Consider the following 22761-nt stretch of genomic DNA (forward strand, 5'->3'; position numbering starts at 1 on the left):
GGTCCTGGGCGCGGGCAGCACTGTCCAGTCGAGGTCAGCGGCCTTCACGCGCTCGGGGCAGATGGTCGAACCCATGCGACGGACTCCCTCTTCCTTGCTCTCACACCGACATGGGGCACAACCGCGCTCGCGGGCTCAGCATTCCCGCAGTGACGCGGCCCACGAGGTGACTTCCTCGACGATGAGACCGAGGGTCCCTTCGGGTGTGACGGGGGCGCGTTCGGCGACGGCGAAGCCGTGATCGCCGTACGGCACCTCGACGACTCGGTGGTCGCCCGAAGGGAACTCCCCGGGCGTCCCGAAGGGGTCGTTGCCGCCCTGGACGACGAGGGTGGGCAGGCCGGTGGAGAGCAGTTCGGCGGCCCGGGACTTCTCGGGCCTGCCCGGCGGGTGCAGCGGGAAGCTCAGGGCGAGCACGGCGAGGGCGCCGAGCTCCTTCCCGGTCCGGCAGGCGACCCGGGCGCCGGCGCTGCGCCCCCCGGCGATCACGGGGAGGCCGGGCGCGGCGAGGGCGGGCCAGAGCCCGCGCCACCCGGTGTCCAGGGTCTTCGGCGCGGGCGCCACCTTCTTCCCGGCGACGCGCCACGGCTGCTCGACGAGCGCCACGGTCACGCCCTGCGCGGGCAAGGCCGCGGCGAGGGCCTGGAGGTCCCGCGCCTCGATCCCGCCACCGGCCCCGTGGCCCAGGGCCAGGACCGCCCACGGCTTCCTGCCGGGGTGCCAGGTGATCCGGGCGTCCCCGGCGTCGGTCGATACGTTCTCGCTGGTGGTCACGCGACCATCCTGCCGCGCGGGACCCTCCGGGGCGGTCCTCAGAACAGCGTGCCGACCTCCGGGCCCTCCAGTTCCGTCAGGAGCTCCGGGCCGTTGTTGCGGACGTTGCTGACCGCGGTGGCCACCGGGTACGCCCGCATGAGGCCGCCCGGAGGCGCTTCGAGCAGCCCCTGGAGCTCCTCCACGTCCGTGCGGCGCGGGTCCAGCCACGCGTCCCAGCGGTCCGGGGTCAGCATCAGCGGCATCCGGGGGTGGATGTCCGCGAGCGAGCGCGGGCCCTCCGCCGGGGCCACGCCCAGCGGTCCCGTCTCCGCCTCGGTGGTGATCACGGAGCACGTCACCCACCACGCCGACGGGTGGTCGTCCGGCAGTGTGCGGTCGCGCCAGAACTCGTAGAGCCCGGCCATCGCGAAAACCGAGCCGTCCGCGGGGGTCACGAAGTACGGCTGCTTGCGCGGCCGCTTCTTCTTCCCCTCGACCTCCAGGTCGCGCTCTCCCGATCCGGTCACCCACTCGTAATAACCGTCGGCGGGCAGGATGCAGCGCCGCGTGGAGAAGGCCCGCTTGAACGAAGGCTTCTCGGCGACCGTCTCCGCCCGCGCGTTGATCATCCTGGCCGCGCCCTCCGGGGTCTTCGACCAGGACGGCACCAGGCCCCACTTCAGCGTCCGCAGCTGGCGAACCGGCCGCGGAGAATCCGCGTCTTTCGAAGGGCGTTCCAGGACCGCGTAGACCTCCTTGGTCGGGGCCACGTTCCAGTCGGGAGCCAGGGTCTCCTCGGGCTCCCACTTCTCGACCTCGAAGACACCCACCAGGTCCTCGGGCCGACGACTCGCTGCATACCGTCCGCACATACGTGCCACACTGCCACTCCCTCCCGTCGCCCGACCACCACCCCTCACCGACGGTGCCCCGCACCGGCACCCTTTCCGCCTCCGAGGAGCCGATCCGAAAATGACCGAAGTCCTCGGCACCCAGCCCGCCCCGGAGGAGTGGCTGGTGATCGTCACCGGCGTGGCCGCGCTCCTCGTCACCGTGCCCCGCGCCCTGTGGCGGCTGTCCCGCAACGCCATCACCATCGCCCACGAGGGCGGCCACGGACTGATCGCCCTGGTCACCGGCCGCCGGCTCCAGTCGATCCGGCTGCACTCCGACACCAGCGGGCTCACCGTCTCCCGCGGCCGCCCGACCGGTCTCGGCATGATCCTGACGGCCGCCGCGGGCTACACCGCCGCCCCGCTGCTCGGCCTCGGCGGCGCCTGGCTGCTCGCCGACCACCGGATCACACTCCTGCTCTGGCTGGCGACCGCCCTTCTGCTTGTCATGCTCGTGATGGTCCGCAACGCGTACGGGATCTTCACCGTGCTTCTCACGGGCGCCGCGTTCCTCCTGGTCTCCTGGCTGACCGGCCCGGACGTGCAGGCGGGGTTCGCGTACTCCGTCGTCTGGTTCCTGCTGGCCGGCGGCGTCCGGCCGGTCTTCGAGCTCCAGGGCAAACGGCGCCACGGCGGGGCCCCGGACTCGGACGCCGACCAGCTGGCCCGCCTCACCCATGTGCACCCGGCGCTCTGGCTCTTCTTCTTCCACGCCGTCGCGATCTGCTCCCTGATCGGCGGAGGGCGCTGGTTGCTGGGGCTGTAGTCGGTGCCGTCCCCACTAAAGTGAGGGCATGACCGATACCTCCTCGGACGCCGACCTGCAGACCGATCCCTGGCCCGCCCCGTACGCGAGCGGTTCCGTCGACGCGACCGTCACCGTGCCCGGATCGAAGTCGGTCACCAACCGCGGCCTGGTCCTCGCCGCGCTCGCCGCCGAGCCGGGCTGGCTGCGCCGCCCCCTGCGCTCCCGCGACACGCTCCTGATGGCCGAGGCGCTGCGCACGCTCGGGGTGAAGATCGAGGAGGGCGTGGGCCCGGACGGTACCGGCGAGGCCTGGCGGATCATCCCGGCGGGGCTGCGCGGCCCGGCGACCGTGGACGTCGGCAACGCGGGTACGGTCATGCGCTTCCTCCCGCCGGTGGCGACCCTCGCCGACGGCCCGGTGCACTTCGACGGCGACGCCCGGTCCCATGAGCGTCCGCTGAACGGCGTGATCGACGCGCTGCGCGTGCTCGGCGCCCGGATCGACGACGACGGGCGCGGCGCGCTGCCGATGACCGTGCACGGCGGCGGGGCGCTCGACGGCGGCCCGGTGGAGATCGACGCCTCCTCGTCCTCCCAGTTCGTCAGCGCGCTGTTGCTCTCCGCGCCCCGCTTCAACCAGGGGGTGGAGGTGCGCCACGTCGGCGCCAAGCTGCCGTCCATGCCGCACATCCGGATGACCGTCGACATGCTGCGGCAGGTCGGCGCCCAGGTCGACGAGCCGGAGACCGGTGGGGAGCCGAACGTCTGGCGGGTCTCCCCCTCCGCCCTCCTCGGCCGGGACCTGACCGTCGAGCCCGACCTCTCCAACGCCCAGCCGTTCCTGGCCGCGGCCCTGGTCACCGGTGGCCGCGTGACGGTTCCGGACTGGCCCGCCAGGACCACCCAGCCCGGTGACGCGCTGCGCGAGATCTTCACCGAGATGGGTGGCTCCTGCGAGCTGACCGAGGCGGGCCTCACGTTCACCGGAAGCGGCCGCATCCACGGCATCGACGTCGACCTGAGCGAGGTCGGCGAGCTGACGCCCGGCATCGCGGCGGTCGCGGCGCTGGCCGACTCCCCCTCCACGCTGCGCGGCGTCGCGCATCTGCGGCTCCACGAGACGGACCGCCTGGCGGCCCTCACCAAGGAGATCAACGAGCTCGGCGGCGACGTGACGGAGACCGAGGACGGTCTGCGCATCCGCCCGCGTCCGCTGCACGGCGGGGTCTTCCACACGTACCACGACCACCGCATGGCGACGGCGGGCGCGATCATCGGCCTCGCGGTCGAGGGGGTGGAGATCGAGAACGTGGCGACCACCGCCAAGACCTTGCCCGACTTCCCCAGAATGTGGACCGAAATGCTCGGAGTCTGAGGCATGCGGCGTTACGGGAAGAACACCGACGAGGACGACATCCGCCAGCGGCCCAACCGCAAGGGCAACCGTCCCCGCACCACCATCCGCCCCAAGCACGAGGACGCGGTCGAGGGCATGGTCCTCACCGTGGACCGGGGCCGGCTCACCTGTCTGGTGGACGACCGGATCGTCATGGCGATGAAGGCGCGCGAGCTGGGCCGCAAGGCCGCGGTCGTCGGTGACCGGGTCTCCCTGGTGGGCGATCTGTCGGGCGAGAAGGACACGCTGGCCCGGATCGTCCGGATCGGCGAGCGCAGTTCCGTCCTTCGCCGTACGGCCGACGACGACGATCCGTTCGAGCGCGTCGTCGTCGCCAACGCCGACCAGCTGGCGATCGTCACCGCGCTCGCCGACCCCGAGCCGCGCCCCCGGCTGATCGACCGCTGCCTGGTCGCCGCGTACGACGGCGGGCTGACCCCGCTCCTGGTCCTGACGAAGTCCGACCTGGCCCCGCCGGACGACCTGCTGGAGATGTACGGCGCGCTCGGCGTGCCCCATGTGGTCACCACCCGGGACGAGTTCGTGGACGGGGTCGCCGCCGAGCGGGTGCACGAGCACCTCAAGGGGCGGACCACGGCGTTCGTCGGGCACTCCGGTGTCGGCAAGACGACTCTGGTCAACGCCCTGGTGCCGCCGGAGCGCCGGCGGAGCACCGGTCTCGTCAACGCGGTCACGGGCCGGGGCCGGCACACCACCACCTCGGCGCTCGCCCTCCCCCTCAACGACAAGGAGGGTGGCTGGGTGATCGACACCCCCGGTGTGCGCTCCTTCGGGCTGCACCATGTCGATCCGTCCCGGGTGATCCTCGCGTTCCCCGAACTCGTGCCCGGCACCGAGAACTGTCCGCGGTCCTGCAGCCACGACGAGCCGGACTGCGCGCTCGACGCGTGGGTGGCCGACGGGCATGCCGACCCGGCTCGGCTGCATTCCCTGCGCCGCCTGCTCTCCACCCGGGAACGACGCGAGGGCGACTGATTCGCGCACGTTTGCGGGCGACTGCTCTTGGTAAGTGCATAATCGCACCGAGTGAGGCGAAGCAGTCACCGACGGCGTGGAGGCACTGACGATGGCGTGGCTGCTGGTGGTGGTGGCGGGGATTCTGGAGACGGGATTCGCCGTCTGTCTGAAGCTCTCGCACGGTTTCACCCGGCTCTGGCCGACGATCGCCTTCGCCGTCTTCGCCCTCGGCAGCTTCGGTCTGCTGACGCTGGCGCTGCGCAAGCTGGACGTGGGTCCCGCGTACGCGGTGTGGACCGGCATCGGCGCGGCGGGGACGGCGATCTACGGGATGGTCTTCCTCGGCGACATCGTGTCCACCCTGAAGATCGTCTCGATCACGCTGGTGATCGTCGGCGTCATCGGGCTCCAGCTCTCCGGCTCGGCCCACTGACCCTCTGCCGCCGAGGAGGGCGGCCCGGGTGTGACGACGTACGACAGCGCGAGGCGCAGGACGACCTCGCACGCCCGCGCCACCTCGCCGCCCTCCGCTCCGAGCGCCGAGGCGGCCCGGTCCCGCGCGGCTCCCAGCAGATCAGCGGGCGAGGGCACCCCGGCGTCGGCGCGGCGCTGAGCGGGTACGGCGGAGGCGCGGGCCCCTGCCCGCGCGGGGCGGGGCGTGGGCAGCCGGTCGTTCCAGCAGCCGGTGAGCAGGGCGCGCAGGACCGGTCGGGCGCCGGCCCGTGCGACGGTCCATTCGGCGACGGCGGCGAGGTTCCGCGCGGGCGGCAGGGGCCGGGCGAGGAGCCGGTCCACGCCCTGGAGGTAGGCGTCGGCCTCGCGACGTACGAGCGCGCGGGCGAGCCCTTCCTTGCTGCCGAACTCGTTGTAGAGGGTCTGCCGGGAGACGCCCGCGGCGGACGCGACGTCGACCATCCGCACCGCCGACCATGGCAGCCCCCCGAGGGCCGCCAGCGCGGCGTTCAGCAGGGCCTCACGGGCAGTCGGCATCGTCGCCTCCCGGCCAGAACGGTTCTGCGCTCAGAGTTGACGGGCGGCCACGCAGTGTCAAGGGCTCTCGTCGGCCCGCGTCCCTTCGAGGGATAGAGTTTCGACCATGGCCGATTACCACGATGATCTGCGTCTCGCCCATGTCCTCGCGGATGCCGCCGACGCGGCGACCATGGACCGGTTCAAGGCACTCGACCTCAAGGTCGAGACCAAGCCGGACATGACGCCGGTCAGCGAGGCGGACAAGGCCGCCGAGGAGCTGATCCGTGGTCAGCTCCAGCGGGCGCGGCCGCGCGACGCGATCCTCGGCGAGGAGTACGGCGTCGAGGGCACGGGCCCGCGCCGCTGGGTGATCGATCCGATCGACGGCACCAAGAACTATGTGCGCGGGGTACCCGTCTGGGCGACCCTGATCGCGCTGATGGAGGCCGGGGACACCGGTTTCCAGCCGGTGGTGGGCGTGGTCTCGGCGCCGGCGCTCGGCCGGCGCTGGTGGGCCGCGAAGGGCGCGGGCGCGTACACGGGCCGCAGCCTGACCTCGGCGACCCGGATCCAGGTCTCGAAGGTCTCGGAGCTCGGCGACGCCTCCTTCGCGTACTCCTCGCTGAGCGGCTGGGAGGAGCAGGGACGCCTCGACGGTTTCCTCGATCTCACGCGTGCGTGCTGGCGGACACGGGCGTACGGCGACTTCTGGCCGTACATGCTGGTCGCCGAGGGCGCGGTGGACGTCTGCGCCGAACCGGAGCTGTCCCTCTGGGACATGGCGGCCACGGCGATCGTCGTGCAGGAGGCGGGAGGCACGTTCACCGGCCTCGACGGCCGGCACGGTCCGCACAGCGGCAACGCGGCGGCGTCGAACGGCCTTCTCCACGGCGAACTGCTCAGCTATCTGAACCAGAAGAACTGACGCGCGGACGGCGGCCGGCCGCGCCGGCCGCCCCGGGCGCCCCCATGAGCACCGTGCGCGCCCCCTTGTTGAGCCGGTCCCCCGGTGCCACTCTGAGAGTCCCCCCACTTGTGAACTTGTGAATCGGTTCTCGTTGAAGGCGGAACCTGTTCGCCAAGGAGGTGGCTCCATCCATGCTCGTCCGTGACGCCATGAGCACGCTGGCCCTGACCCTCGGACCCGCTCACACCCTTCGCCAGGCGGCCCGGCTGATGTCGGCCCGCCGCGTCGGCGCGGCCATAGTCCTGGACACCGACACCAGCGGGCTCGGCATCCTCACCGAGCGCGACATCCTCAACTCGATCGGCGCGGACCAGAACCCCGACAGCGAGACCGTCGGGGCCCACACCACCAACAACGTCGTCTTCGCCGCGCCCACATGGACGCTGGAGGAGGCCGCGGCGGCCATGACGCACGGCGGGTTCCGTCATCTGGTCGTGCTCGACGGGACGGGCCCGGTGGGCATCGTCTCGGTGCGCGACATCATCCGCTGCTGGACCCCGGCACATCGGCACACACCCTCGCTGGCAAGGTGACACGAGAGGGCCGGGCTTCCCCACGGAAGCCCGGCCCTCTCTTTCGACGACAAGCGCCCTCAGCCGCGCAGGGCCTGGACCGCGGTCTCGAGCCGCTTGCCGAAGTCACCGTCCGCCCGGCGGAAGTTGTCGATCGCGCGCTCGGCGATGTCGTCGCGCGAGACCTTGGCGATGAAGCCCGCCAGGTTGTCGACGAGACGGCCCTTCTCGCCCTCGGACATCAGGCGGTAGAGGTTGCCCGCCTGGACGAAGTCGTCGTCCTCGGAGTGGATCGGGGCGGCGTGGTCGCCGGTCGCACCGGTCACCGGGACCGACTGCCACAGCGGGCGGTCGGTCTGGTGCGGTCCGCCGAAGCTGTTGGGCTCGTAGTTCTTCGCGCCCTTGTGGCGGCCGTCGTACAGGGAGCCGTCACGGGAGTTGGTGCGCGCCTCGGTGGCGTGCGGGCGGTTCACCGGCAGGTGGTCGGCGTTGATGCCGACGCGGTAGCGGTGGGCGTCGCCGTACGCGAAGAGACGGCCCTGGAGCATCTTGTCGGGGGACGGGCCGATGCCCGGCACGAAGTGCGCGGGGCTGAAGATCGACTGCTCGACCTCGGCGAAGATGTTCTCCGGGTTGCGGTTGAGCTCCAGCTTGCCGATCTCGATCGGCGGGTAGTCCTCGTGCGGCCACACCTTGGTGAGGTCGAACGGGTTGAAGCGGTACGTCGCCGCCTCGGCCGCCGGCATGATCTGGACCTGCACGGTCCAGGTAGGGAAGTCGCCGCGCTCGATGGCCTCGCGCAGGTCGCGCTGGTGGGAGTCCGGGTCCTCGCCGGCGAGCCGGTTGGCCTCGGCCTGGGTGAGGTTCTTGATGCCCTGGTCGGTCTTGAAGTGGTACTTGACCCAGAAGACCTCGCCGGCCTCGTTGTTCCACTGGTAGGTGTGCGAGCCGTAGCCGTTCATGTGGCGGTACGAGGCGGGGATGCCGCGGTCGCCGAAGAGCCAGGTCACCTGGTGGGTCGACTCCGGGGACAGACCCCAGAAGTCCCAGACGTTGTCCGCCTCCTGCGAGCCGGTGTACGGGTCGCGCTTCTGGGTGTGGATGAAGTCGGGGAACTTGATGGCGTCCTTGATGAAGAACACCGGGGTGTTGTTGCCGACGAGGTCGTAGTTGCCCTCTTCGGTGTAGAACTTCAGCGCCCAGCCACGCGGGTCGCGCACCGCGTCGGCCGCCCCGAGGTTGCCCGCGACGGTGGAGAAGCGCAGGAACGTCTCGGTCTGCTTGCCGACCTCGGAGAGGAACGCGGCGCGCGTCCACCGCGAGACGTCACGCGTGAGCGTGAAGGTGCCGTAGGCCCCGGCGCCGCGCGCGTGGACCACGCGCTCCGGGATGCGCTCGCGGTTGAAGTGGGCGAGCTTCTCCAGGAGGAGCTGGTCCTGGACCAGGACGGGGCCGCCGACGCCCGCCGTCTCACTGTTCTGGTTGTCGGCGACCGGCGCGCCGGCCTCCGTGGTGAGCGGTCCCTGCGTCACGTGCGCCTCCTGCGTGGATTTCTGCAAGCCCTGTCCCCGGCTTACCTCGAACTCGATCCTACAATGGACATTGTCTAAGTCAAGCTCACTTCCAAAGTCACACCAGTTCGGGATCTTGGTCCCTCACTGTTAGGCTGACCCCCATGAGTGACCTGTTGGAACGACTGCGCGGCCGCGGCTGGCGCATGACCGCGCAGCGGCGCGTCGTGGCCGAGGTCCTCGACGGAGATCATGTCCATCTGACCGCCGACGAGGTCCACGCCCGCGCCGTGGAGAGACTGCCGGAGATCTCCCGGGCGACCGTCTACAACACCCTGGGCGAGATGGTCACGCTCGGTGAGGTGATGGAGGTCGCGACGGACGGCCGCGCCAAGCGGTACGACCCGAACGCGCACCGCCCGCACCAGCACCTCGTGTGCGGACGCTGCGGCGCCATCCGCGACGTCCACCCCTCCGGCAACCCGCTGGCGGACCTCCCGGACGCGGAGCGCTTCGGCTTCACGATCTCGGACGTCGAGGTCACGTACCGCGGCATCTGCCCGAACTGCGCGACCACCGCCTGAGAGACCTCAGCGAAAGAGCCCCCACCGGACGGTGGGGGCTCTTCCCGCGCGCGGGCGGGCGAAGGCGAGTACGACGAAGGCCCGGATCCAGTGACTGGATCCGGGCCTTCGTTGCTACTGAGTAGCGGGGACAGGATTTGAACCTGCGACCTCTGGGTTATGAGCCCAGCGAGCTACCGAGCTGCTCCACCCCGCGTCGGTGAACCCAACCTTACGGGACGCCCACGACCAGCGCAAATCGCTTAGGCGGTGAGCTCCTGGTGCAGCGCCTCGCTCAGCCGGGCGGCCCGCTCGGCCACCTCCGCGGGCCCGAGCTCCACGGCCCTCGCGCACCAGCGCCGCCCTTCGGACAGCTCGCCCCGCCGGGCCGCCAGCAGCGCGAGCCGCAGCGCCGCGCGTCCGTGCCCGGCGCGGGCGGCGCGGGTCCACCACAGGGCGGCCTCCCGCTCGCTGCCCTCGCGCGCGAGGAGGAGGCCGAGGTTGAACGCGCCGTTGCGGCTGCCGGCCTCGGCGGCCTCGCGGTACCAGTGGGCCGCCTGCGCCACGTCACCGCGCGCGGCGGCGAGCATGCCCACCCGCACCTGGGCGCGCCGGTGGCCCTGCTGAGCGGCCCGCTCGTACCACTCCTCGCACTCGGACTTCTCCTCGCGCGGCGCACCCAGCGCGGGCGGACCGGGCTCCGGCCGCCGCGCGTCGAGGACGGTGGCGAGCCGGAACGCGGCCTCGGCGCTGCCACCGCCCGCCGCACACCGCAGATACCGCTCGGCGGTCTGCTCGTCCCCGTCGCGCAGGCTGGCGATGCCGACCTGGAGGGCCGCCTCGGTGTGGCCCGCGGCCGCCGCGCGCTCGTACCAGCCCAGCGCCGTCCGGTCGTCGTCGCGACCCGCGTAGAGGATGCCGAGATTGAAGGCGGCGTCGACGCTGCCGGCCTCCGCGGCCTTGGAGAACCAGGGCTCGGCGCCGCCCGTGTCCCCGGCCTGCAGGAGCAGCACGGCGAGCGCGTTGGCGGCCTCGCGGTGACCCGCGTAGGCGGCGCGGCGGTACCACTGCTCGGCCTGCTGGGTACGGTCCTGGGCGGCGCAGAGCAGCCCGAGGTTGTACGCCCCGTTCACATCCCCCGCGTCCATGGCGGCGCGGTACCAGCGCTCGGCGGTCTGCTGCTCCCCCCGGGCGGCGTGCAGGGCGCCGAGCGCGTTGGCGGCGTTGCCGTCGCCGTCCTGGGCGGCGCGCAGCCACCACACGGCGGCGCTCTCCTCGTCACCGGCGTCGCGGAGCAGGAAGCCGAGCGCGCAGGCGGCCTTGGCCTCGCCCTCCTTGGCCGAGCTCAGGTACCAGCGGCCGGCCTCCTTGAGTTCGCCCCGCTGCTCCAGGATCGCCCCGAGGTGCAGCGCGGCACGCCGGTGTCCCCGCGCGGCGGCCTGCCGGAACCACTGCTCCGCCTCGGCGAGATCACCGGAGGGCGCGGCGGCGGCACGGGCGCCACCGGCGCCGGCCGCACCGGCGCCGGTCTCGGCCGTACCGGACCTGGTGCCAGCCCGCGCGGTGTCGGACGTGGCCGTGTCGGCCTGCGCGGTGTCGGACGTGGCCGTGTCGGCCTGCGCGGTGTCGTGGGCGAGCGCGTCGCGGGCCGAGAGACCGGAGGCGGACGGGCCCCTCGTCGTCTCCTGGGCGCGCCGCTCCAGGGCGAGGGCGAGCCGGTACGCGGCCTCCCGGTGTCCTCGTTCGGCGGCCGCGCGCAGCCAGCGCTCGGCGCCGACGTCGCTGCGGTGCTCCAGGAGGTCGGCCAGGGCGTAGGCGCCCAGGGCGTGGCCCTGCTCGGCGGACTGACGCAGCCAGTACTCGGCGGCGGGCTCGTCGCCGCGCTCGCGGTGGTGGCGGCCGAGGGCGTGGGCGGCGGGCGCGGACCCGGCGACGGCGGCGACCCGCCACCAGCCGGCCGCCTCGTCGGCGTATCCGCGCTGGTGCAGCAGGACACCCAGGTTGTTGGCGGCCGCGCGGTCCCCCTCCGCGGTGGCGCCGCGCAGGTACGGCTCGGCGCCGTCCAGGTCACCGCGGCGCAGCAGCAGCGCGCCGAGCACGCTCATCGATGCGGCGTCGCCGCTCTCGGCGGCACGCCGGTGGCGCGCCTCGGTCTCGGTCTCGTTCTCGGCGGTGGTGTCGACGGCCGCATCGACGGCCACCGCGGCCTCGATGATGTCGTCCGCGGCACTCTTCACGTGCCGCTGCACAAACCGCCCTGTCTCCAACAGAGTTGCCCTGTCCCCCATAAATTCCATCGTCGCACCACCCGCAACGCGCGTACACCTGGTATACCGCAGCCAGTGAGGTCACTTCAGCGTTTTGTCGACATGCCCACAGAGAGATAAGTCAAACACGACTCGCCCCAACTCGCCCCATCCCCACGGCCCTTCGGGCCCCGGCGCGTCCCCCTGGAACACGACAAGGGCCCGGATCCTGATGGATCCGGGCCCTTGTCTTCAGTAGCGGGGACAGGATTTGAACCTGCGACCTCTGGGTTATGAGCCCAGCGAGCTACCGAGCTGCTCCACCCCGCGTCGTTGTGTCTTTAAGGTATCACGACGCGGGGGTGGTGCCTGACCAGGCAGATCAGCCGCTGGGTGGGGCCGCGCTGGTCGACGGGCTCGGGCCGGTCGACGGCGTCGCCCCCGGCTTCTGGCCGGCCGGCTTCTGATCCGCCGGCTTCTGGTCGGCCGGCGTCAGCTTCGCGCCCGCGTCCGCCGCCCGCTGGAGCGCGTCCTGCAGGGCCTCCTGGGCCTTGCCGTAGGCGGTCCAGTCACCCTTCTGCAGAGCCGCCTCACCGTCGTCGTACGCCTTCTGCGCATCGGCGATGGCCTGCTTCAGCGCGGCGTCGTTCGTGCTCGGGGTCGTCGGCGGCTTGGTGCCCGGCTCCTCCGGCTGCTCGGGCGGCGTGCTGCCCCGCACCCCGAAGACCGCGTTGAGCGCCTCGGTGAGGTTGTCCTCGAACACCGTGGTGTCCTTGGTCGTGTCACCGTCCGGCTGGTCCGCGTCCACGTACGACACCGCGACCTTCTTCAGCAGCGGGTAGTGCGCGTTGCGGCCCTGGGCGTACACCGGCTCGACGTAGAGGAAGCCGCCGTCGAGCGGCACCGTCAGCAGGTTGCCGTACTGGATGTCGGAGTCGGCGCCCTTCATGTCCCGGACGAAGGTCGCCACCGACGGCAGGCTGTTGAGCTTGTTCTGCACCTGCTCCGGTCCCGGGACCTCGGAGGTGACGCGCAACAGCCTTATGCGGCCGTAGTCCTTGCTGCCGGCGTCCGCGTCCACCGCCATGAAGCCGCCCAGGTTGGGCCGGCCGTTCGGGGTGAACGTCGTCGTCAGGGAGAACTGCTGCTGCTGGTCCCCGGGCATTTTCATGCTCAGGTAGTACGGCGGGACGGCGCTGCGGTCCTTGTTGGTCGGGTCGTCCGGCACCTGCCAGGCGTCCGAACCGCTGTAGAACTGCGCCGGGTTGGTGACGTGGTACCGGGTGAGCAGCTCGCGCTGGACCTTGAACATGTCCTGCGGGTAGCGCAGGTGCTGCATGAGGCTCGGCTTGATCGCCTCACGCGGCTGCACCGTGTCCGGGAACGCCTTCATCCAGGTCTTGAGGACCGGGTCTTCCTTGTCCCACTGGTACAGCGTCACCGTGCCGTCGTAGGCGTCGACGGTGGCCTTCACCGAGTTGCGGATGTAGTTGACCTGGTTCTGCTGGGCGACCACCGCGCGCTGCTGGTTGCCGACCGTCAGCGCGTCGGCCGTGCTCTCCCCCAGCGTGGTGCGCGAGGCGTACGGGTATCCGTTGGTGGTCGTGTACGCGTCGACGATCCACTGGATCTTCTTGTCCACGACCGCCGGATAGGCGTCGCCGTCGATGGTCAGCCAGGGTGCGACCGCCTCGACGCGCTCCTTGGGCGTGCGGTTGTAGAGGACCCGCGAACCCTCGCCGATGGCCCCGGAGTAGAGGATCTGCGGCTCGCTGAACGCGACCGCGTAGGCGGCGCGGTTGAAGGTGCTGGAGAGATCGACCCCGCTCTTGCCCTCGTAGCTGGTGGTCTTCTCGCCGTTCTCCTCGTAGTCCAGCTCCTTCTGCGGGCCGCCGACGATCGAGTACTGATCGGTCTTCTCGCCGTAGTAGATCCGCTGCTGGTACGGGCCGAGCTGGCCCGTGGTCGGCAGGCCGGACTCGGTGAAGACCGGGGAGCCGTTGGCGTCCGTCTGCGTGCCCGCGGCCATGATCGCGCCGTAGCCGTGGGTGTACGTGAAGTGGTCGTTGATCCAGTTCCGCTTCGGGATGCCCTTGATGTTGAGCTCACGCAGGCCGACGACGGTGTCCTGGCCCTGGTAGCGGTCGACGTCCAGGGTGGTCGGGAACTGGTAGTACTTCCGCTTCTGCTCCAGCTGCTGGAACGTCGGCGAGACGATGTTCGGGTCGATCAGCCGGTAGCTGGCCGCCGTGTCGGAGTCCGAGCGGAGCTGGTCCTTGGCCTTGACCGTGGACTTGCCCGAGTAGTTCTCCGGCTTCGTCGCGTCGATGTCGTACGCCTTGCGCGTGGCGTCGATGTTCTTCTGGATGTACGGCGCTTCCTTGGCCTGCTCGTTCGGCTGGACCTGGAACTTCTGCACGATGGCCGGGTACAGGCCGCCGATCAGGATCGCCGAAAGGACCATGAGTCCGAAGCCGATGACCGGCAGCTGCCAGGTGCGGCGCCACAGCGTCGCGAAGAACAGCACGGCGCAGATCGCGGCGATGCAGAAGAGGATCGTCTTCGCCGGCAGGTACGCGTTGGCGTCGACGTACCGCAGACCCGTCCAGTTGCCCGCCGCCTTGAAGTCGCTGGACTTCACGGCGAGGCCGTACCGGTCGAGCCAGTACGCCACGGCCTTCAGCGAGACGAAGACGCCGAACAGCACCGACAGGTGGCCCGTGGCCGCGGCGGTGGCGCGCGCACCCGGGCTCGTGATGCGCAGTCCGCCGTACAGGTAGTGCGTCAGCGCGGCGGCGATCAGCGACAGGACGGTGGCGGCGAATCCGAAGGCGAGCAGGAAGCGGTACCAGGGCAGGTCGAAGGCGTAGAACGCCACGTCCAGCTGGAACTGCGGGTCCTTCTGGCCGAACGGCACGCCGTTCACCCACATCAGCCAGGTCCGCCACTGGCCGGAGGCCGAGGCACCGGCGATCAGGCCCACCAGAGCGGTGATCGCGAGGAGCACCCACTTCTTGTAGGGGGCCAGGCCCATCCGGTACCGGTCGAGGCTCTGCTGTTCGAGCGACATCGCGCTCAGCGGCGGCCTCAGCCGGTGCGCCAGCCAGATGTTCAGCCCGACGGCGAGCCCCATGAGCAGGCCGAAGACGGCGAACAGGCCGATCTTGGTCCACAGGGTGGTGGTGAACACGGACGAGTAGTGGACCGAGCGGTACCAGAGCCAGTCCGTCCAGAACCCGGCGAACATGACGAACACCATGGCCAGAACGGCCAGCACGCCCAGGGTCATGAGCAGCGTGCGGGCCCGCCGGGACGGCCGGCCGACTCTGATCCTTGGCCCGGACGGGCCTCCGCCGCCTCCGCGGTCCGGCATCTGGAAAGCCAACGTGCGCCCCTCGAGGTTGATGCGTCGATAAGCAGGCCCCGCGATCGTAGAGCCCACTGGTGCAACTTACTGAAGCTTTACCTAGTTCCCGTCTTCGGGTGCGAAGGAGGCAGGATATGGGTCATGTCCAACGTCTCCCCCTCCGGCACCCCCATGGCCGCGAGCCCCCTCACCCGCGCGGTGCTCGAGATCGACGAGTACGCCTCCGGTCTCGGCTGGGACCGCCCGGCCCGGCTCTTCGCCCTCGTCGACACGGCCCGACTGCGCGCCCAGGAGCCGGGACTCGCCTCCCAGCTCGGCCTCGAAGGCACGGAAGCCGCCGCCTACACCCCCATCGAGCAGGAGGAGCTGCCCAAGGGAAAGCCCCTCGACGAGTTCCTCGGCACGATCGCCTGGCCCGACGCGGTGGTCGGCTGCGCGATGACGGTGGAGCGGCTGATGCTGCCGCCGTCGGCCGAGGCGTCCGTGCCGGACGGCCTGGACGAGGCCGGTCTGGCGAAGTGGGTGGCGCGGCACCCGGACCGCCAGGAGGTCCGGATGACCGTGGCCGTCCTCCGTGACGGAGCCCGCGAGGCGGCCATCCGGCTGCGCGAGAAGGACTCCCCGAACGAGGTGCTGACCGGGGCGGACCTGGTCCCGGGGCTGGCGGACGCCCTGGCGGCGACGTTCGAGTCCTGAGACGTACGGAAAAGGGGGCGCCCCGGTCGACGACCGGGGCGCCCCCTTCGGTTTCCGTGTGCCCAGGGCCTGTCCCCTAGCTCTTCGAGCAGCTCGGCAGGTTCTCCGTGTCGCCCTTGCGGAGCTTCTCCAGCGACTTCGTCGCGTCGTCGATGGTGTTCACCTTGATGAGGGTGAGGCCGTCGGGGATGTCGGAGGCGGCGGCCTCGCAGTTGTCGGCCGGGGTGAGGAAGTACCGGGCGCCCGCGTCGCGCGCGCCGACCAGCTTCATCTCGATGCCGCCGATGGGGCCGACCTCGCCCTTGTCGTCGATGGTCCCGGTCCCGGCGATGAACTTGCCGTCGGTGAGGCTGCCGGGTGTCAGCTTGTCGACGATGCCGAGCGCGAACATCAGACCGGCGCTGGGCCCGCCGACGTCGGCGAGCTTGATGTCGATGGTGAACGGGAAGACGTGGTCGGTGCCGGCCTGGATGCCGACGATCGCCCGGTCGCCCTCCTGGGACTTGGCGGTGGTGATCGTGACCTTCCGGGTGGCGGTGGGCTCCTTGCGGGCCTTCTCGGCCGCGGCCGCCTCCTTGGCGGGGACGATCGTGAACTCGACCTTCTCGCCCGGCGCGCGCTTGGTCACCTGCTTGGCGACGTCACCCGGGTCCTTCATGGGGACGCCGTCGACGGCCTTGATGACGTCCCCGGCGTGCAGCTTGCCCTGGGCGGGGCTGTCCTTCACCACGGTGGCGACGACGACCCGGCTGGTCACCGGGATGTTCAGCTCGGTGAGGGCGGCCACCTTGGCGCTCTCCTGCGACTGGCTGAACTCCTCGGCGTTCTCCTGGCTCGACTGCTCCTCGGTCTTGCCGTCCGGGTAGAGGGTCTCCTTGGGAACGACCACGTTGTCGTGGGCGAGCCAGCCGTAGACGGCCTCGACCATGTTCATCCGGTAGTCCGCGCTGGTGACGCGGACGGTCGTCATGTTGAGGTGCCCGTCGGTCGGGTACGTCCGGTGCCCCGAGATCCGCAGGACGGGCTCCCCGTCGGCCTCGCCGAGGGTGTTGACCGTGGGGCCGGGGCTCATCTCCGCGTACGGCACCGGCACCAGGACGCCCACACAGAGCAGAGTGATCAGGATCAGGGTGGAGGCGAGCATCGTCGCAGTGCGGCGTGGCATGGAACGACAGTACGGGACCGGTCTGTGAGTGCACCTGTGGGGCGGGTCCGTACGAGGCGGCGGAGGGAGGGAGGGAGATCAGCCGGAGACGTGGCTGCTGCGGACGGGGGAGGCCGAGGCTGCGGTGATCTCCTGGTCGGCACCGTCGCCACCGGAATGGGAACGCTCCATGGCGTCGCGGAACCGTGCGTAGCCGGCGAGCTCGGCCACGTCCCCGATGGTCTTGTTCCGCTGGGCCCAGCTTCCCCATATCGCCGCGCCGACGACTGCGAAAAGCGGAATCAGCAACCAGGCAAGCGCTGCCATCCCGACCTCCCATCCCCAATGAGCGAGCGACCGCAATCGACCGGAACCCGGCCGATCAGCAGATTAACGATCTGCAGCACCAACGCTGCTGCCGGGGGGCCGGTTACGCAAATCGGGGCGTTCGACTACAGGACGTCGGCGCGTCGGCTTGCCGACCGTCGCTCGGCGGGCCGGAGACTTCTGGGAGACCCTTGGTGCCCGTGCCCGGGGCTCAGCAGGCCCCGACCCACTCCTCGGTCCCGTCGGAGAAGGTCTGGTGCTTCCAGATGGGGACCTCGTGCTTGAGGTCGTCGATGAGCTTGCGGCAGGCCTCGAAGGCGTCGCCGCGGTGGGGGCAGGAGACCGCGACGACGACCGCGAGATCACCGACCTGGAGGTCGCCCACCCGGTGGACGGCGGCCAGGGCGCGGACCGGGTGGTCGGCGACCACCTTCTCGGCGACCCGGCGCATCTCGGCCTCGGCGGAGGGGTGGCAGGAGTACCCCAGCGCGTCGACGTCCGCGCCGCCGTCGTGGTTGCGCACGGTGCCCACGAAGAGGGTCGTGCCCCCGGCCGCGTCGTCGCCGACCGCCCGGAAGACCTCGTCGACCGAGAGCGGGGTCTCACGGATCGCGAGCAGCTTGATGGGATCGGCTGCGACCTGCTCGCCGGGGTGGTCGTTGGTTCGTGCCATGCGCCCATGGTGCCGTACCGCACGGACAACGCGGAATAGCGCTTTCGACCGGTGGGACGGACCCTCCGTAGGAGGGTCCTACAGTCCCCGTCGGCGCCGTGCCCTGCGGACCAGCGCCGCCGTGCCGAGCAGTGCCACCGTCGCGCCCGCCGCACCCGCGGCCGTCGCGTCCTTGCGGCCGAGCCGGCGGCCCGCGACCGTGTGCCGGCCCTCGACCTCCTCCAGGAGCGCGGCCAGCACCTCCTCGTTGGTCCAGGACGGCCGCCAGCCGGCGTCGTGCAGCCGTCCGACGCTCACCACCCAGGGGTGCATCGTGTACGCGAGATCACCGGCCGGGGACGGCGTGAGCCCGATCCGGTGCAGCCGGGCCGCCGCGCCCAGGGCGACCGCGGAGGGCAGCTCCATGCGCCGGATCCCGGAGAGCTCCTCGACCTCCTCCTGCTCCAGCCATCCGTCGCACCCCACCGCGAACTCCCCGTCGACCTTCTCCAGGGCCGCGTACTCCAGCGCGCTGACCAGGTCGTCGACATGGCAGAACTGCCAGGTGGGGCGGGAGCCGGCGACCACGAGCAGCCGAGGCGACTCGAAGTAGCGGGTCAGTGCCGTGTCCGTACCGCCCACCAGGACGGCGGGCCTGACGACGGTGACCTGCAGTCCGGGGTGGGCGCGCGGCGCGCGGCGGCCGAGCCGCTCGATCTCCAGCAGGTCGCCGACGCCGGTGGCCTCGGCGGTCGCCCGCAGCTCGGCGTCCTCGGAGAGCGGGATGTCGTTGTCGGGCAGTGCGCCGTAGACCATCGCGGAGGTGCAGAGCACCACCCGGTGCACTCCGGCGGCCGCGGCCGCCGTGAGGACGGTCTGCGCGCCGCGCACGTTGTAGGCCGTTCGGGCGGCGGCGTCCGACTCGAGGTCGAGATCGACGGCGAGGTGCACGACCACGTCGGCGCCCCGCAGCTTCTCGGCGATCGCCGGGTCGCGGACGTCGAGGATGTGCCACTGCGCCTCCGCGACCTCGCCCCGGCGCTCGTCGATCGCGATGACCTGCTTGATCTCCTCCGAGGCGGCGAGGCGCCTGGTCAGCAGGTCGCCGACCCCGGACGCGGCACCGGTGACGGCGACGACGGGGCCGCGCCCCGTGGAGCGGGTCGAGATGTTTCGCGCTGCGCGAACCTGAGGATCTGGGGAACTCACCGGGCGTCTCCAGCGGTTGTCTTCAGTACGTACACGAATGACGCGTACGTACCAGGTGGCGTCCATCCTGCCGCAGGCGACGGCCCGGCGGAGCACCGAGCCCATATCCGGCCCGGATGTCTACGCTGGTGGTGTGTAGTCGGGCACCGAGGCGAGCCGAAGGGGCGCGCCGGGGGAGCAGCGGCCGAGCGCGCGCAGTCCCCGCGTACGAGGGGGGCGAGCACGCACGGGTCTGTGAGCCCGGCACAAGGCGCCCCGGAGGAGAGCCGAGCCAAAAGAGTCGCCGTCGGCAGGAAGCCGGCGGCCCTACGAGCCGAGGAAACCTGTGAGTGACTCCCCATTCGGATTCGGCCTTCCGCCGGAGGAGCCCGAGAACGGCGACGAAGGCAAGAAGAAGGACCCCGCCGGAGGTGGCCAGGGGTCCGGTGACCAGGGCGGCGCGAACCCGTTCGGGGCCAATCCGTTCGGCTTCGGCGGTCTGCCGGGCATGGGCGGTCCCGGCGGCGCGGACAATCCGTTCGCCGCGATGTTCGGCTCGCTGAACCCCAACGACCTCGGCGCGGCGTTCCAGCAGCTCGGCCAGATGCTCTCCTACGAGGGCGGCCCGGTGAACTGGGACATGGCCAAGCAGATCGCCCGCCAGGTGGTCGCGCAGGGCACGTCCGACGGCACCAAGGACGCCAGCGTGGGTCCGGCGGAGAAGTCCGCCGTCGAGGAGGCCCTGCGCCTGGCCGACCTGTGGCTGGACGGCGTGACGTCGCTTCCCTCGGGGGCGAGCACGGCCGTGGCGTGGAGCCGCGCCGAGTGGGTCGAGGCGACGCTGCCGGCCTGGCAGCAGCTGGTCGACCCGGTCGCGGAGCGGGTCGGGGCGGCGATGGGCGACGTGCTTCCCGAGGAGATGCAGGCCATGGCGGGCCCGCTGATCGGGATGATGCGCTCCATGGGCGGCGCCATGTTCGGCCAGCAGATCGGGCAGGCCGTCGGCGCGCTCGCGGGTGAGGTCGTCGGTTCGACCGATGTCGGTCTGCCGCTCGGACCGGCCGGCAAGGCGGCGCTGCTGCCGCTGAACATCGAGACGTTCGGCAAGGACCTGGGCGTCCCGAAGGACGAGGTGCGGCTGTACCTGGCCCTGCGCGAGGCCGCCCACCAGCGGCTCTTCGCCCACGTGCCGTGGCTGCGCTCGCATCTGTTCGGTGCGGTCGAGGGCTATGCCCGAGGGATCAAGGTCGACACCTCGAAGCTGGAGGAGGCGGTGGGTCAGCTGGACCCGACGCATCCCGAGCAGCTGCAGGAGGCTCTCCAGCAGGGGATGTTCCAGCCCGAGGACACGCCGGAGCAGAAGGCCGCCCTGGCCCGGCTGGAGACCGCGCTCGCGCTGGTCGAGGGCTGGGTGGACGCGGTGGTCCACGAGGCCGCGAAGTCCCGGCTGACCTCGGCGGACGCGCTGCGCGAGACGCTGCGCAGGCGGCGGGCGAGCGGTGGTCCGGCCGAGCAGACCTTCGCGACGCTCATCGGTCTCGAGCTGCGGCCGCGCCGGCTGCGGGACGCCTCGCGGCTGTGGGCCTCGCTCACGGACGCGCGCGGTGTCGACGGCCGCGACGACCTGTGGGAGCACCCGGACATGCTGCCGACGGCGTCCGACCTGGACGACCCGGACGGCTTCGTCCACCGCGAGCAGCTCGACTTCTCGGAGATCGACAAGATGCTGGGCGAGGCGGCCGGCAAGCGGGAGCGCCCCGAGGACGGTCGCGCCGAGGACGACGAGGACGACACCGACAAGTGAGCCTGCACCACGACGCGGTTCTCGTACTGAAGGCGTACGAGGACCAGGGAGAGCTGCGCCGGACCTATCTGGACCACCTGGCCGCGCACGAGGACGGCATGTGGAAGGCGTGCGGCGCCGGGCATCTGACGGCGAGCGCGCTGGTCGTCGATCCGGAGCGCGGCAGGGTTCTGCTGACGCTGCACAAGAAGCTCGGCATGTGGCTGCAGATGGGTGGCCACTGCGAACCGGGGGACGCGACCGTGGCGGAGGCGGCGCTGCGGGAGGCGACGGAGGAGTCCGGCATCCCCGGTCTGACGCTGCTGCCCGGCGGCCCGGTGCGTCTCGACCGGCATCCGATCCCGGCGCCGTGCAATTGGCACCTGGATGTGCAGTACGCGGCGCTGGCACCGGCCGGCGCGGTGGAGGCGATCAGCGAGGAGTCCTTGGACCTGCGCTGGTTCGCGTACGACGAGGTGGCCTCGGTGGCCGACACGTCGGTGGTACGGCTGCTGGAGAGCACCCGGGCCCGGCTGTAGCACCCCATGGGTGAGGGGCGGTCGCCGCGGCGACCGCCCCTCACCCATGGGCCGGCTCAGTTCCAGGCGTTGTTCTGGTTCTGGGCGTGCGAACCCTGCTGGCCGGCGCCGAACTGGGCCGCGAGACCCTGGCCGATGGCCGCGTTCTGCGGCGGCATGACCTCGCTGGGCTGGACGAGGGCGAAGCCCTGTCCGAGGAAGCTGAGCTCCCAGCCCTCGCCCGTGTTGCCACGGCGGCGGCGGATGTTCGAGCTGTGCGTCTGCGACTGCATCTGCACCCGCAGCCCGGTGGACCAGGCGACGATCGCGTCCGCGTCGACGTTGACGTACTTGTCCGGCGTGACGTGCATCATCAGCGGCTGACCGGAGGTCATCAGGGCGACCTTGCCGCGGCCGGAGATGTTGAGCTGGTACTTGCCCGAGCCGGAGATGCCGTACTGGCTGTCCACGGCGATGACCTCGGTGTGCAGGGTCGAGTCCAGCGCCAGCACGTAAGAGCTGTCGACGGTCATGCCCTCCTGCTCGACCTCCACGACGTGGATGTACTGGGCGAGGTTGGCGAAGTAGACCGTGCCCTGGCCGGAGCAGCGCATCAGGTCGAGGCCCTCACCGGTGCGGGCCTGGGCGCGGCGCTGGCTGGGCGTCTGGTACTCGCCGTCGAAGTCGACGAGCCCCTGGTAGGCGACCATGGCGCCCTTGCGGGCGAGGACGTCGTCCGAGCCGGTGAGGGCGACCCGCAGCAGCTGCGGGTTCTGGATGACGTACCGTTCCTGGCTCTGCTGCTCGGCGTAGTTGAAAAGCGGGCTCTGCATGGTGTGTTCTCGCTCCCCCTCAGCCCCGGATCCGCAGGCGGTCGGTGCTGTCCTCGCTCGGCTGTACGACGACGATGCCCTGGCCGGAGAAGGCCATCTGGAACGCCTCGCCGCTGCCCCGCCCGATCAGGGAGGAGGCCTTGAAGCTGCGCTTGCCCTTGACCTTGAGCGCCGGTGACCAGGCGACGAGCGCGTCGGGGTCGACGTACGTCTCGTCCTCGCCCCGGCCGCAGTCGACGACGATCGGCGTGCCGCGCGAGGTCAGGGCGACCCAGCCGGTTCCGGCGATCTCGACGTTGAACAGGCCCTGCCCGGCGAACTTGGCGAGGCCCTTGACCTTCTCGACGCCCCACTGGAGGTGGGCGTCGAAGGCCAGCAGGTTGGTGCCGTTGACGGAGAGCGAGTCGTTCTGGAGGTTGATCACGACGACGTCCGCGCCGTAGTCGGCGAGGTAGAGCAGTCCGTCGCCGGAGCACTTCATGATGGGCGCGCCCTCGCCGGTGACCCACTGCTGGGCGACCTGGCGCGCGGCGGGCGGGTTGGGCTCGTAGGTGACGAAGCCCTCGTAGGCGACCATCGAGCCGGTGCGCGCGTAGAGGTCCTGGCCGGAGGCCATGGCGACCTTGAGCATCGTGCGCCCGTGGTTCTCCATCCGCGCCGTCATCGGGGTCGGGGCGAAGCCCGCGAGTTGCTGGTTCATTGTTCGGGCTC

22 protein-coding genes and 2 tRNA genes are annotated in these 22761 nt (G+C 71.2%); 10 read left to right on the forward strand and 14 right to left on the reverse strand.

The genetic code is table 11. The features are described from left to right. Positions 1–135: 135 nt before the first annotated feature. On the reverse strand, positions 136–774 hold the full coding sequence (locus ACZ4VW_RS01545; RefSeq protein ID WP_467957235.1) for an alpha/beta hydrolase family protein: 639 nt from the start codon (positions 772–774) through the stop codon (positions 136–138). A gap of 38 nt (positions 775–812) precedes the next feature. Next, complete coding sequence (locus ACZ4VW_RS01550; protein ID WP_467958131.1) at positions 813–1628, reverse strand: SOS response-associated peptidase; 816 nt, start codon at positions 1626–1628, stop codon at positions 813–815. A 100-nt stretch (positions 1629–1728) separates the two neighbouring features. Between ACZ4VW_RS01550 and ACZ4VW_RS01555 the strand changes: the two genes are divergently transcribed. From ACZ4VW_RS01555 to ACZ4VW_RS01570, 4 genes are all read left to right on the forward strand, one after another. Then, positions 1729–2415 (forward strand): M50 family metallopeptidase, encoded by a 687-nt coding sequence (locus ACZ4VW_RS01555; protein ID WP_467957237.1) that lies wholly within the window; start codon positions 1729–1731, stop codon positions 2413–2415. Between the two features lie 28 nt (positions 2416–2443). After that, positions 2444–3772 carry a 3-phosphoshikimate 1-carboxyvinyltransferase gene (gene aroA, locus ACZ4VW_RS01560; protein WP_467957239.1) on the forward strand — a complete coding sequence of 443 codons (1329 nt, stop codon included), beginning with the start codon at positions 2444–2446 and terminating at the stop codon, positions 3770–3772. 3 nt (positions 3773–3775) lie between these two features. Continuing rightward, complete coding sequence (gene rsgA, locus ACZ4VW_RS01565; protein ID WP_467957241.1) at positions 3776–4789, forward strand: ribosome small subunit-dependent GTPase A; 1014 nt, start codon at positions 3776–3778, stop codon at positions 4787–4789. A 91-nt stretch (positions 4790–4880) separates the two neighbouring features. Continuing rightward, positions 4881–5204: a DMT family transporter gene (locus ACZ4VW_RS01570; RefSeq protein WP_467958133.1), complete on the forward strand. Its 324-nt coding sequence runs from the start codon at positions 4881–4883 to the stop codon at positions 5202–5204. On the opposite strand, the gene ACZ4VW_RS01575 is transcribed toward ACZ4VW_RS01570, so the two are convergent. Continuing rightward, positions 5096–5761 (reverse strand): TetR/AcrR family transcriptional regulator, encoded by a 666-nt coding sequence (locus tag ACZ4VW_RS01575; protein WP_467957243.1) that lies wholly within the window; start codon positions 5759–5761, stop codon positions 5096–5098. The genes ACZ4VW_RS01570 and ACZ4VW_RS01575 overlap by 109 nt on opposite strands. Positions 5762–5867: 106 nt before the next feature. Between ACZ4VW_RS01575 and hisN the strand changes: the two genes are divergently transcribed. After that, a complete protein-coding gene (hisN, locus tag ACZ4VW_RS01580) occupies positions 5868–6668 on the forward strand; it encodes a histidinol-phosphatase (RefSeq protein WP_467957245.1) in 801 nt (266 codons plus the stop codon). 173 nt (positions 6669–6841) lie between these two features. Continuing rightward, positions 6842–7243, forward strand: a complete 402-nt coding sequence (locus ACZ4VW_RS01585; RefSeq protein ID WP_467957247.1) for a CBS domain-containing protein — start codon at positions 6842–6844, stop codon at positions 7241–7243. Between the two features lie 59 nt (positions 7244–7302). Here ACZ4VW_RS01585 and ACZ4VW_RS01590 read toward each other — a convergent pair whose 3' ends face one another. Further along, positions 7303–8754 (reverse strand): catalase, encoded by a 1452-nt coding sequence (locus ACZ4VW_RS01590; protein ID WP_467957249.1) that lies wholly within the window; start codon positions 8752–8754, stop codon positions 7303–7305. Positions 8755–8897: 143 nt separating this feature from the next. On the opposite strand from ACZ4VW_RS01590, the gene ACZ4VW_RS01595 reads away from it, so the two are divergent. After that, on the forward strand, positions 8898–9317 hold the full coding sequence (locus tag ACZ4VW_RS01595) for a Fur family transcriptional regulator (RefSeq protein ID WP_467957251.1): 420 nt from the start codon (positions 8898–8900) through the stop codon (positions 9315–9317). 122 nt (positions 9318–9439) lie between these two features. Here ACZ4VW_RS01595 and ACZ4VW_RS01600 read toward each other — a convergent pair. From ACZ4VW_RS01600 to ACZ4VW_RS01615, 4 genes are all read right to left on the reverse strand, one after another. Then, positions 9440–9513: transfer RNA gene (locus ACZ4VW_RS01600), tRNA-Met, on the reverse strand. Positions 9514–9559: 46 nt separating this feature from the next. Further along, positions 9560–11593, reverse strand: coding sequence for a tetratricopeptide repeat protein (locus tag ACZ4VW_RS01605; RefSeq protein ID WP_467957253.1), 2034 nt, complete (start codon positions 11591–11593; stop codon positions 9560–9562). A gap of 205 nt (positions 11594–11798) precedes the next feature. Continuing rightward, positions 11799–11872 (reverse strand) — tRNA-Met (locus ACZ4VW_RS01610). A gap of 52 nt (positions 11873–11924) precedes the next feature. After that, positions 11925–14915: a UPF0182 family membrane protein gene (locus ACZ4VW_RS01615; RefSeq protein ID WP_467957255.1), complete on the reverse strand. Its 2991-nt coding sequence runs from the start codon at positions 14913–14915 to the stop codon at positions 11925–11927. A gap of 135 nt (positions 14916–15050) precedes the next feature. Between ACZ4VW_RS01615 and ACZ4VW_RS01620 the strand changes: the two genes are divergently transcribed. Beyond that, on the forward strand, positions 15051–15605 hold the full coding sequence (locus ACZ4VW_RS01620) for a PPA1309 family protein (protein ID WP_467957257.1): 555 nt from the start codon (positions 15051–15053) through the stop codon (positions 15603–15605). A gap of 76 nt (positions 15606–15681) precedes the next feature. Here the strand turns inward: ACZ4VW_RS01620 and ACZ4VW_RS01625 are convergent, their stop codons facing one another. The 4 genes from ACZ4VW_RS01625 to ACZ4VW_RS01640 all read right to left on the reverse strand — a co-directional run bounded on the left by ACZ4VW_RS01625 (position 15682) and on the right by ACZ4VW_RS01640 (position 18937). Further along, the gene (locus ACZ4VW_RS01625) at positions 15682–16770 is read right to left on the reverse strand and encodes a YlbL family protein (protein WP_467957259.1); all 1089 of its coding nucleotides are present in this window, start codon (positions 16768–16770) and stop codon (positions 15682–15684) included. Positions 16771–16848: 78 nt separating this feature from the next. After that, entirely contained in the window at positions 16849–17076 is a 228-nt protein-coding gene (locus ACZ4VW_RS01630) for a hypothetical protein (protein WP_467957261.1), read from the reverse strand. Positions 17077–17287: 211 nt separating this feature from the next. Then, complete coding sequence (locus tag ACZ4VW_RS01635) at positions 17288–17749, reverse strand: molybdenum cofactor biosynthesis protein MoaE (protein WP_467957263.1); 462 nt, start codon at positions 17747–17749, stop codon at positions 17288–17290. Between the two features lie 78 nt (positions 17750–17827). Beyond that, positions 17828–18937: an SDR family oxidoreductase gene (locus ACZ4VW_RS01640; protein WP_467957265.1), complete on the reverse strand. Its 1110-nt coding sequence runs from the start codon at positions 18935–18937 to the stop codon at positions 17828–17830. Between the two features lie 325 nt (positions 18938–19262). On the opposite strand from ACZ4VW_RS01640, the gene ACZ4VW_RS01645 reads away from it, so the two are divergent. Next, positions 19263–20720 carry a zinc-dependent metalloprotease gene (locus tag ACZ4VW_RS01645; RefSeq protein WP_467957267.1) on the forward strand — a complete coding sequence of 486 codons (1458 nt, stop codon included), beginning with the start codon at positions 19263–19265 and terminating at the stop codon, positions 20718–20720. Continuing rightward, the gene (locus ACZ4VW_RS01650) at positions 20717–21238 is read left to right on the forward strand and encodes an NUDIX hydrolase (RefSeq protein WP_467957269.1); all 522 of its coding nucleotides are present in this window, start codon (positions 20717–20719) and stop codon (positions 21236–21238) included. The genes ACZ4VW_RS01645 and ACZ4VW_RS01650 overlap by 4 nt, the downstream gene beginning before the upstream one ends. Positions 21239–21294: 56 nt before the next feature. On the opposite strand, the gene ACZ4VW_RS01655 is transcribed toward ACZ4VW_RS01650, so the two are convergent. Then, positions 21295–22050, reverse strand: a complete 756-nt coding sequence (locus ACZ4VW_RS01655) for an AIM24 family protein (RefSeq protein WP_467957271.1) — start codon at positions 22048–22050, stop codon at positions 21295–21297. A 19-nt stretch (positions 22051–22069) separates the two neighbouring features. Further along, entirely contained in the window at positions 22070–22750 is a 681-nt protein-coding gene (locus ACZ4VW_RS01660) for an AIM24 family protein (RefSeq protein WP_467957273.1), read from the reverse strand. Positions 22751–22761 lie beyond the last annotated feature (11 nt).

The sequence above is a fragment of the Streptomyces sp. NPDC029139 genome, assembly GCF_055564335.1.

Coding starts and splice junctions, on each gene's coding strand:
- ACZ4VW_RS01635 (WP_467957263.1), bottom strand. CDS start 17,749: ATGGCACGAACCAACGACCACCCCGGCGAGCAGGTCGCAGCCGATCCC.
- ACZ4VW_RS01570 (WP_467958133.1), top strand. CDS start 4,881: ATGGCGTGGCTGCTGGTGGTGGTGGCGGGGATTCTGGAGACGGGATTC.
- hisN (WP_467957245.1), top strand. CDS start 5,868: ATGGCCGATTACCACGATGATCTGCGTCTCGCCCATGTCCTCGCGGAT.
- ACZ4VW_RS01575 (WP_467957243.1), bottom strand. CDS start 5,761: ATGCCGACTGCCCGTGAGGCCCTGCTGAACGCCGCGCTGGCGGCCCTC.
- ACZ4VW_RS01625 (WP_467957259.1), bottom strand. CDS start 16,770: ATGCCACGCCGCACTGCGACGATGCTCGCCTCCACCCTGATCCTGATC.
- ACZ4VW_RS01595 (WP_467957251.1), top strand. CDS start 8,898: ATGAGTGACCTGTTGGAACGACTGCGCGGCCGCGGCTGGCGCATGACC.
- ACZ4VW_RS01555 (WP_467957237.1), top strand. CDS start 1,729: ATGACCGAAGTCCTCGGCACCCAGCCCGCCCCGGAGGAGTGGCTGGTG.
- ACZ4VW_RS01660 (WP_467957273.1), bottom strand. CDS start 22,750: ATGAACCAGCAACTCGCGGGCTTCGCCCCGACCCCGATGACGGCGCGG.
- ACZ4VW_RS01550 (WP_467958131.1), bottom strand. CDS start 1,628: ATGTGCGGACGGTATGCAGCGAGTCGTCGGCCCGAGGACCTGGTGGGT.
- ACZ4VW_RS01605 (WP_467957253.1), bottom strand. CDS start 11,593: ATGGAATTTATGGGGGACAGGGCAACTCTGTTGGAGACAGGGCGGTTT.
- aroA (WP_467957239.1), top strand. CDS start 2,444: ATGACCGATACCTCCTCGGACGCCGACCTGCAGACCGATCCCTGGCCC.
- ACZ4VW_RS01615 (WP_467957255.1), bottom strand. CDS start 14,915: ATGCCGGACCGCGGAGGCGGCGGAGGCCCGTCCGGGCCAAGGATCAGA.
- rsgA (WP_467957241.1), top strand. CDS start 3,776: ATGCGGCGTTACGGGAAGAACACCGACGAGGACGACATCCGCCAGCGG.
- ACZ4VW_RS01620 (WP_467957257.1), top strand. CDS start 15,051: ATGTCCAACGTCTCCCCCTCCGGCACCCCCATGGCCGCGAGCCCCCTC.
- ACZ4VW_RS01630 (WP_467957261.1), bottom strand. CDS start 17,076: ATGGCAGCGCTTGCCTGGTTGCTGATTCCGCTTTTCGCAGTCGTCGGC.
- ACZ4VW_RS01585 (WP_467957247.1), top strand. CDS start 6,842: ATGCTCGTCCGTGACGCCATGAGCACGCTGGCCCTGACCCTCGGACCC.
- ACZ4VW_RS01655 (WP_467957271.1), bottom strand. CDS start 22,050: ATGCAGAGCCCGCTTTTCAACTACGCCGAGCAGCAGAGCCAGGAACGG.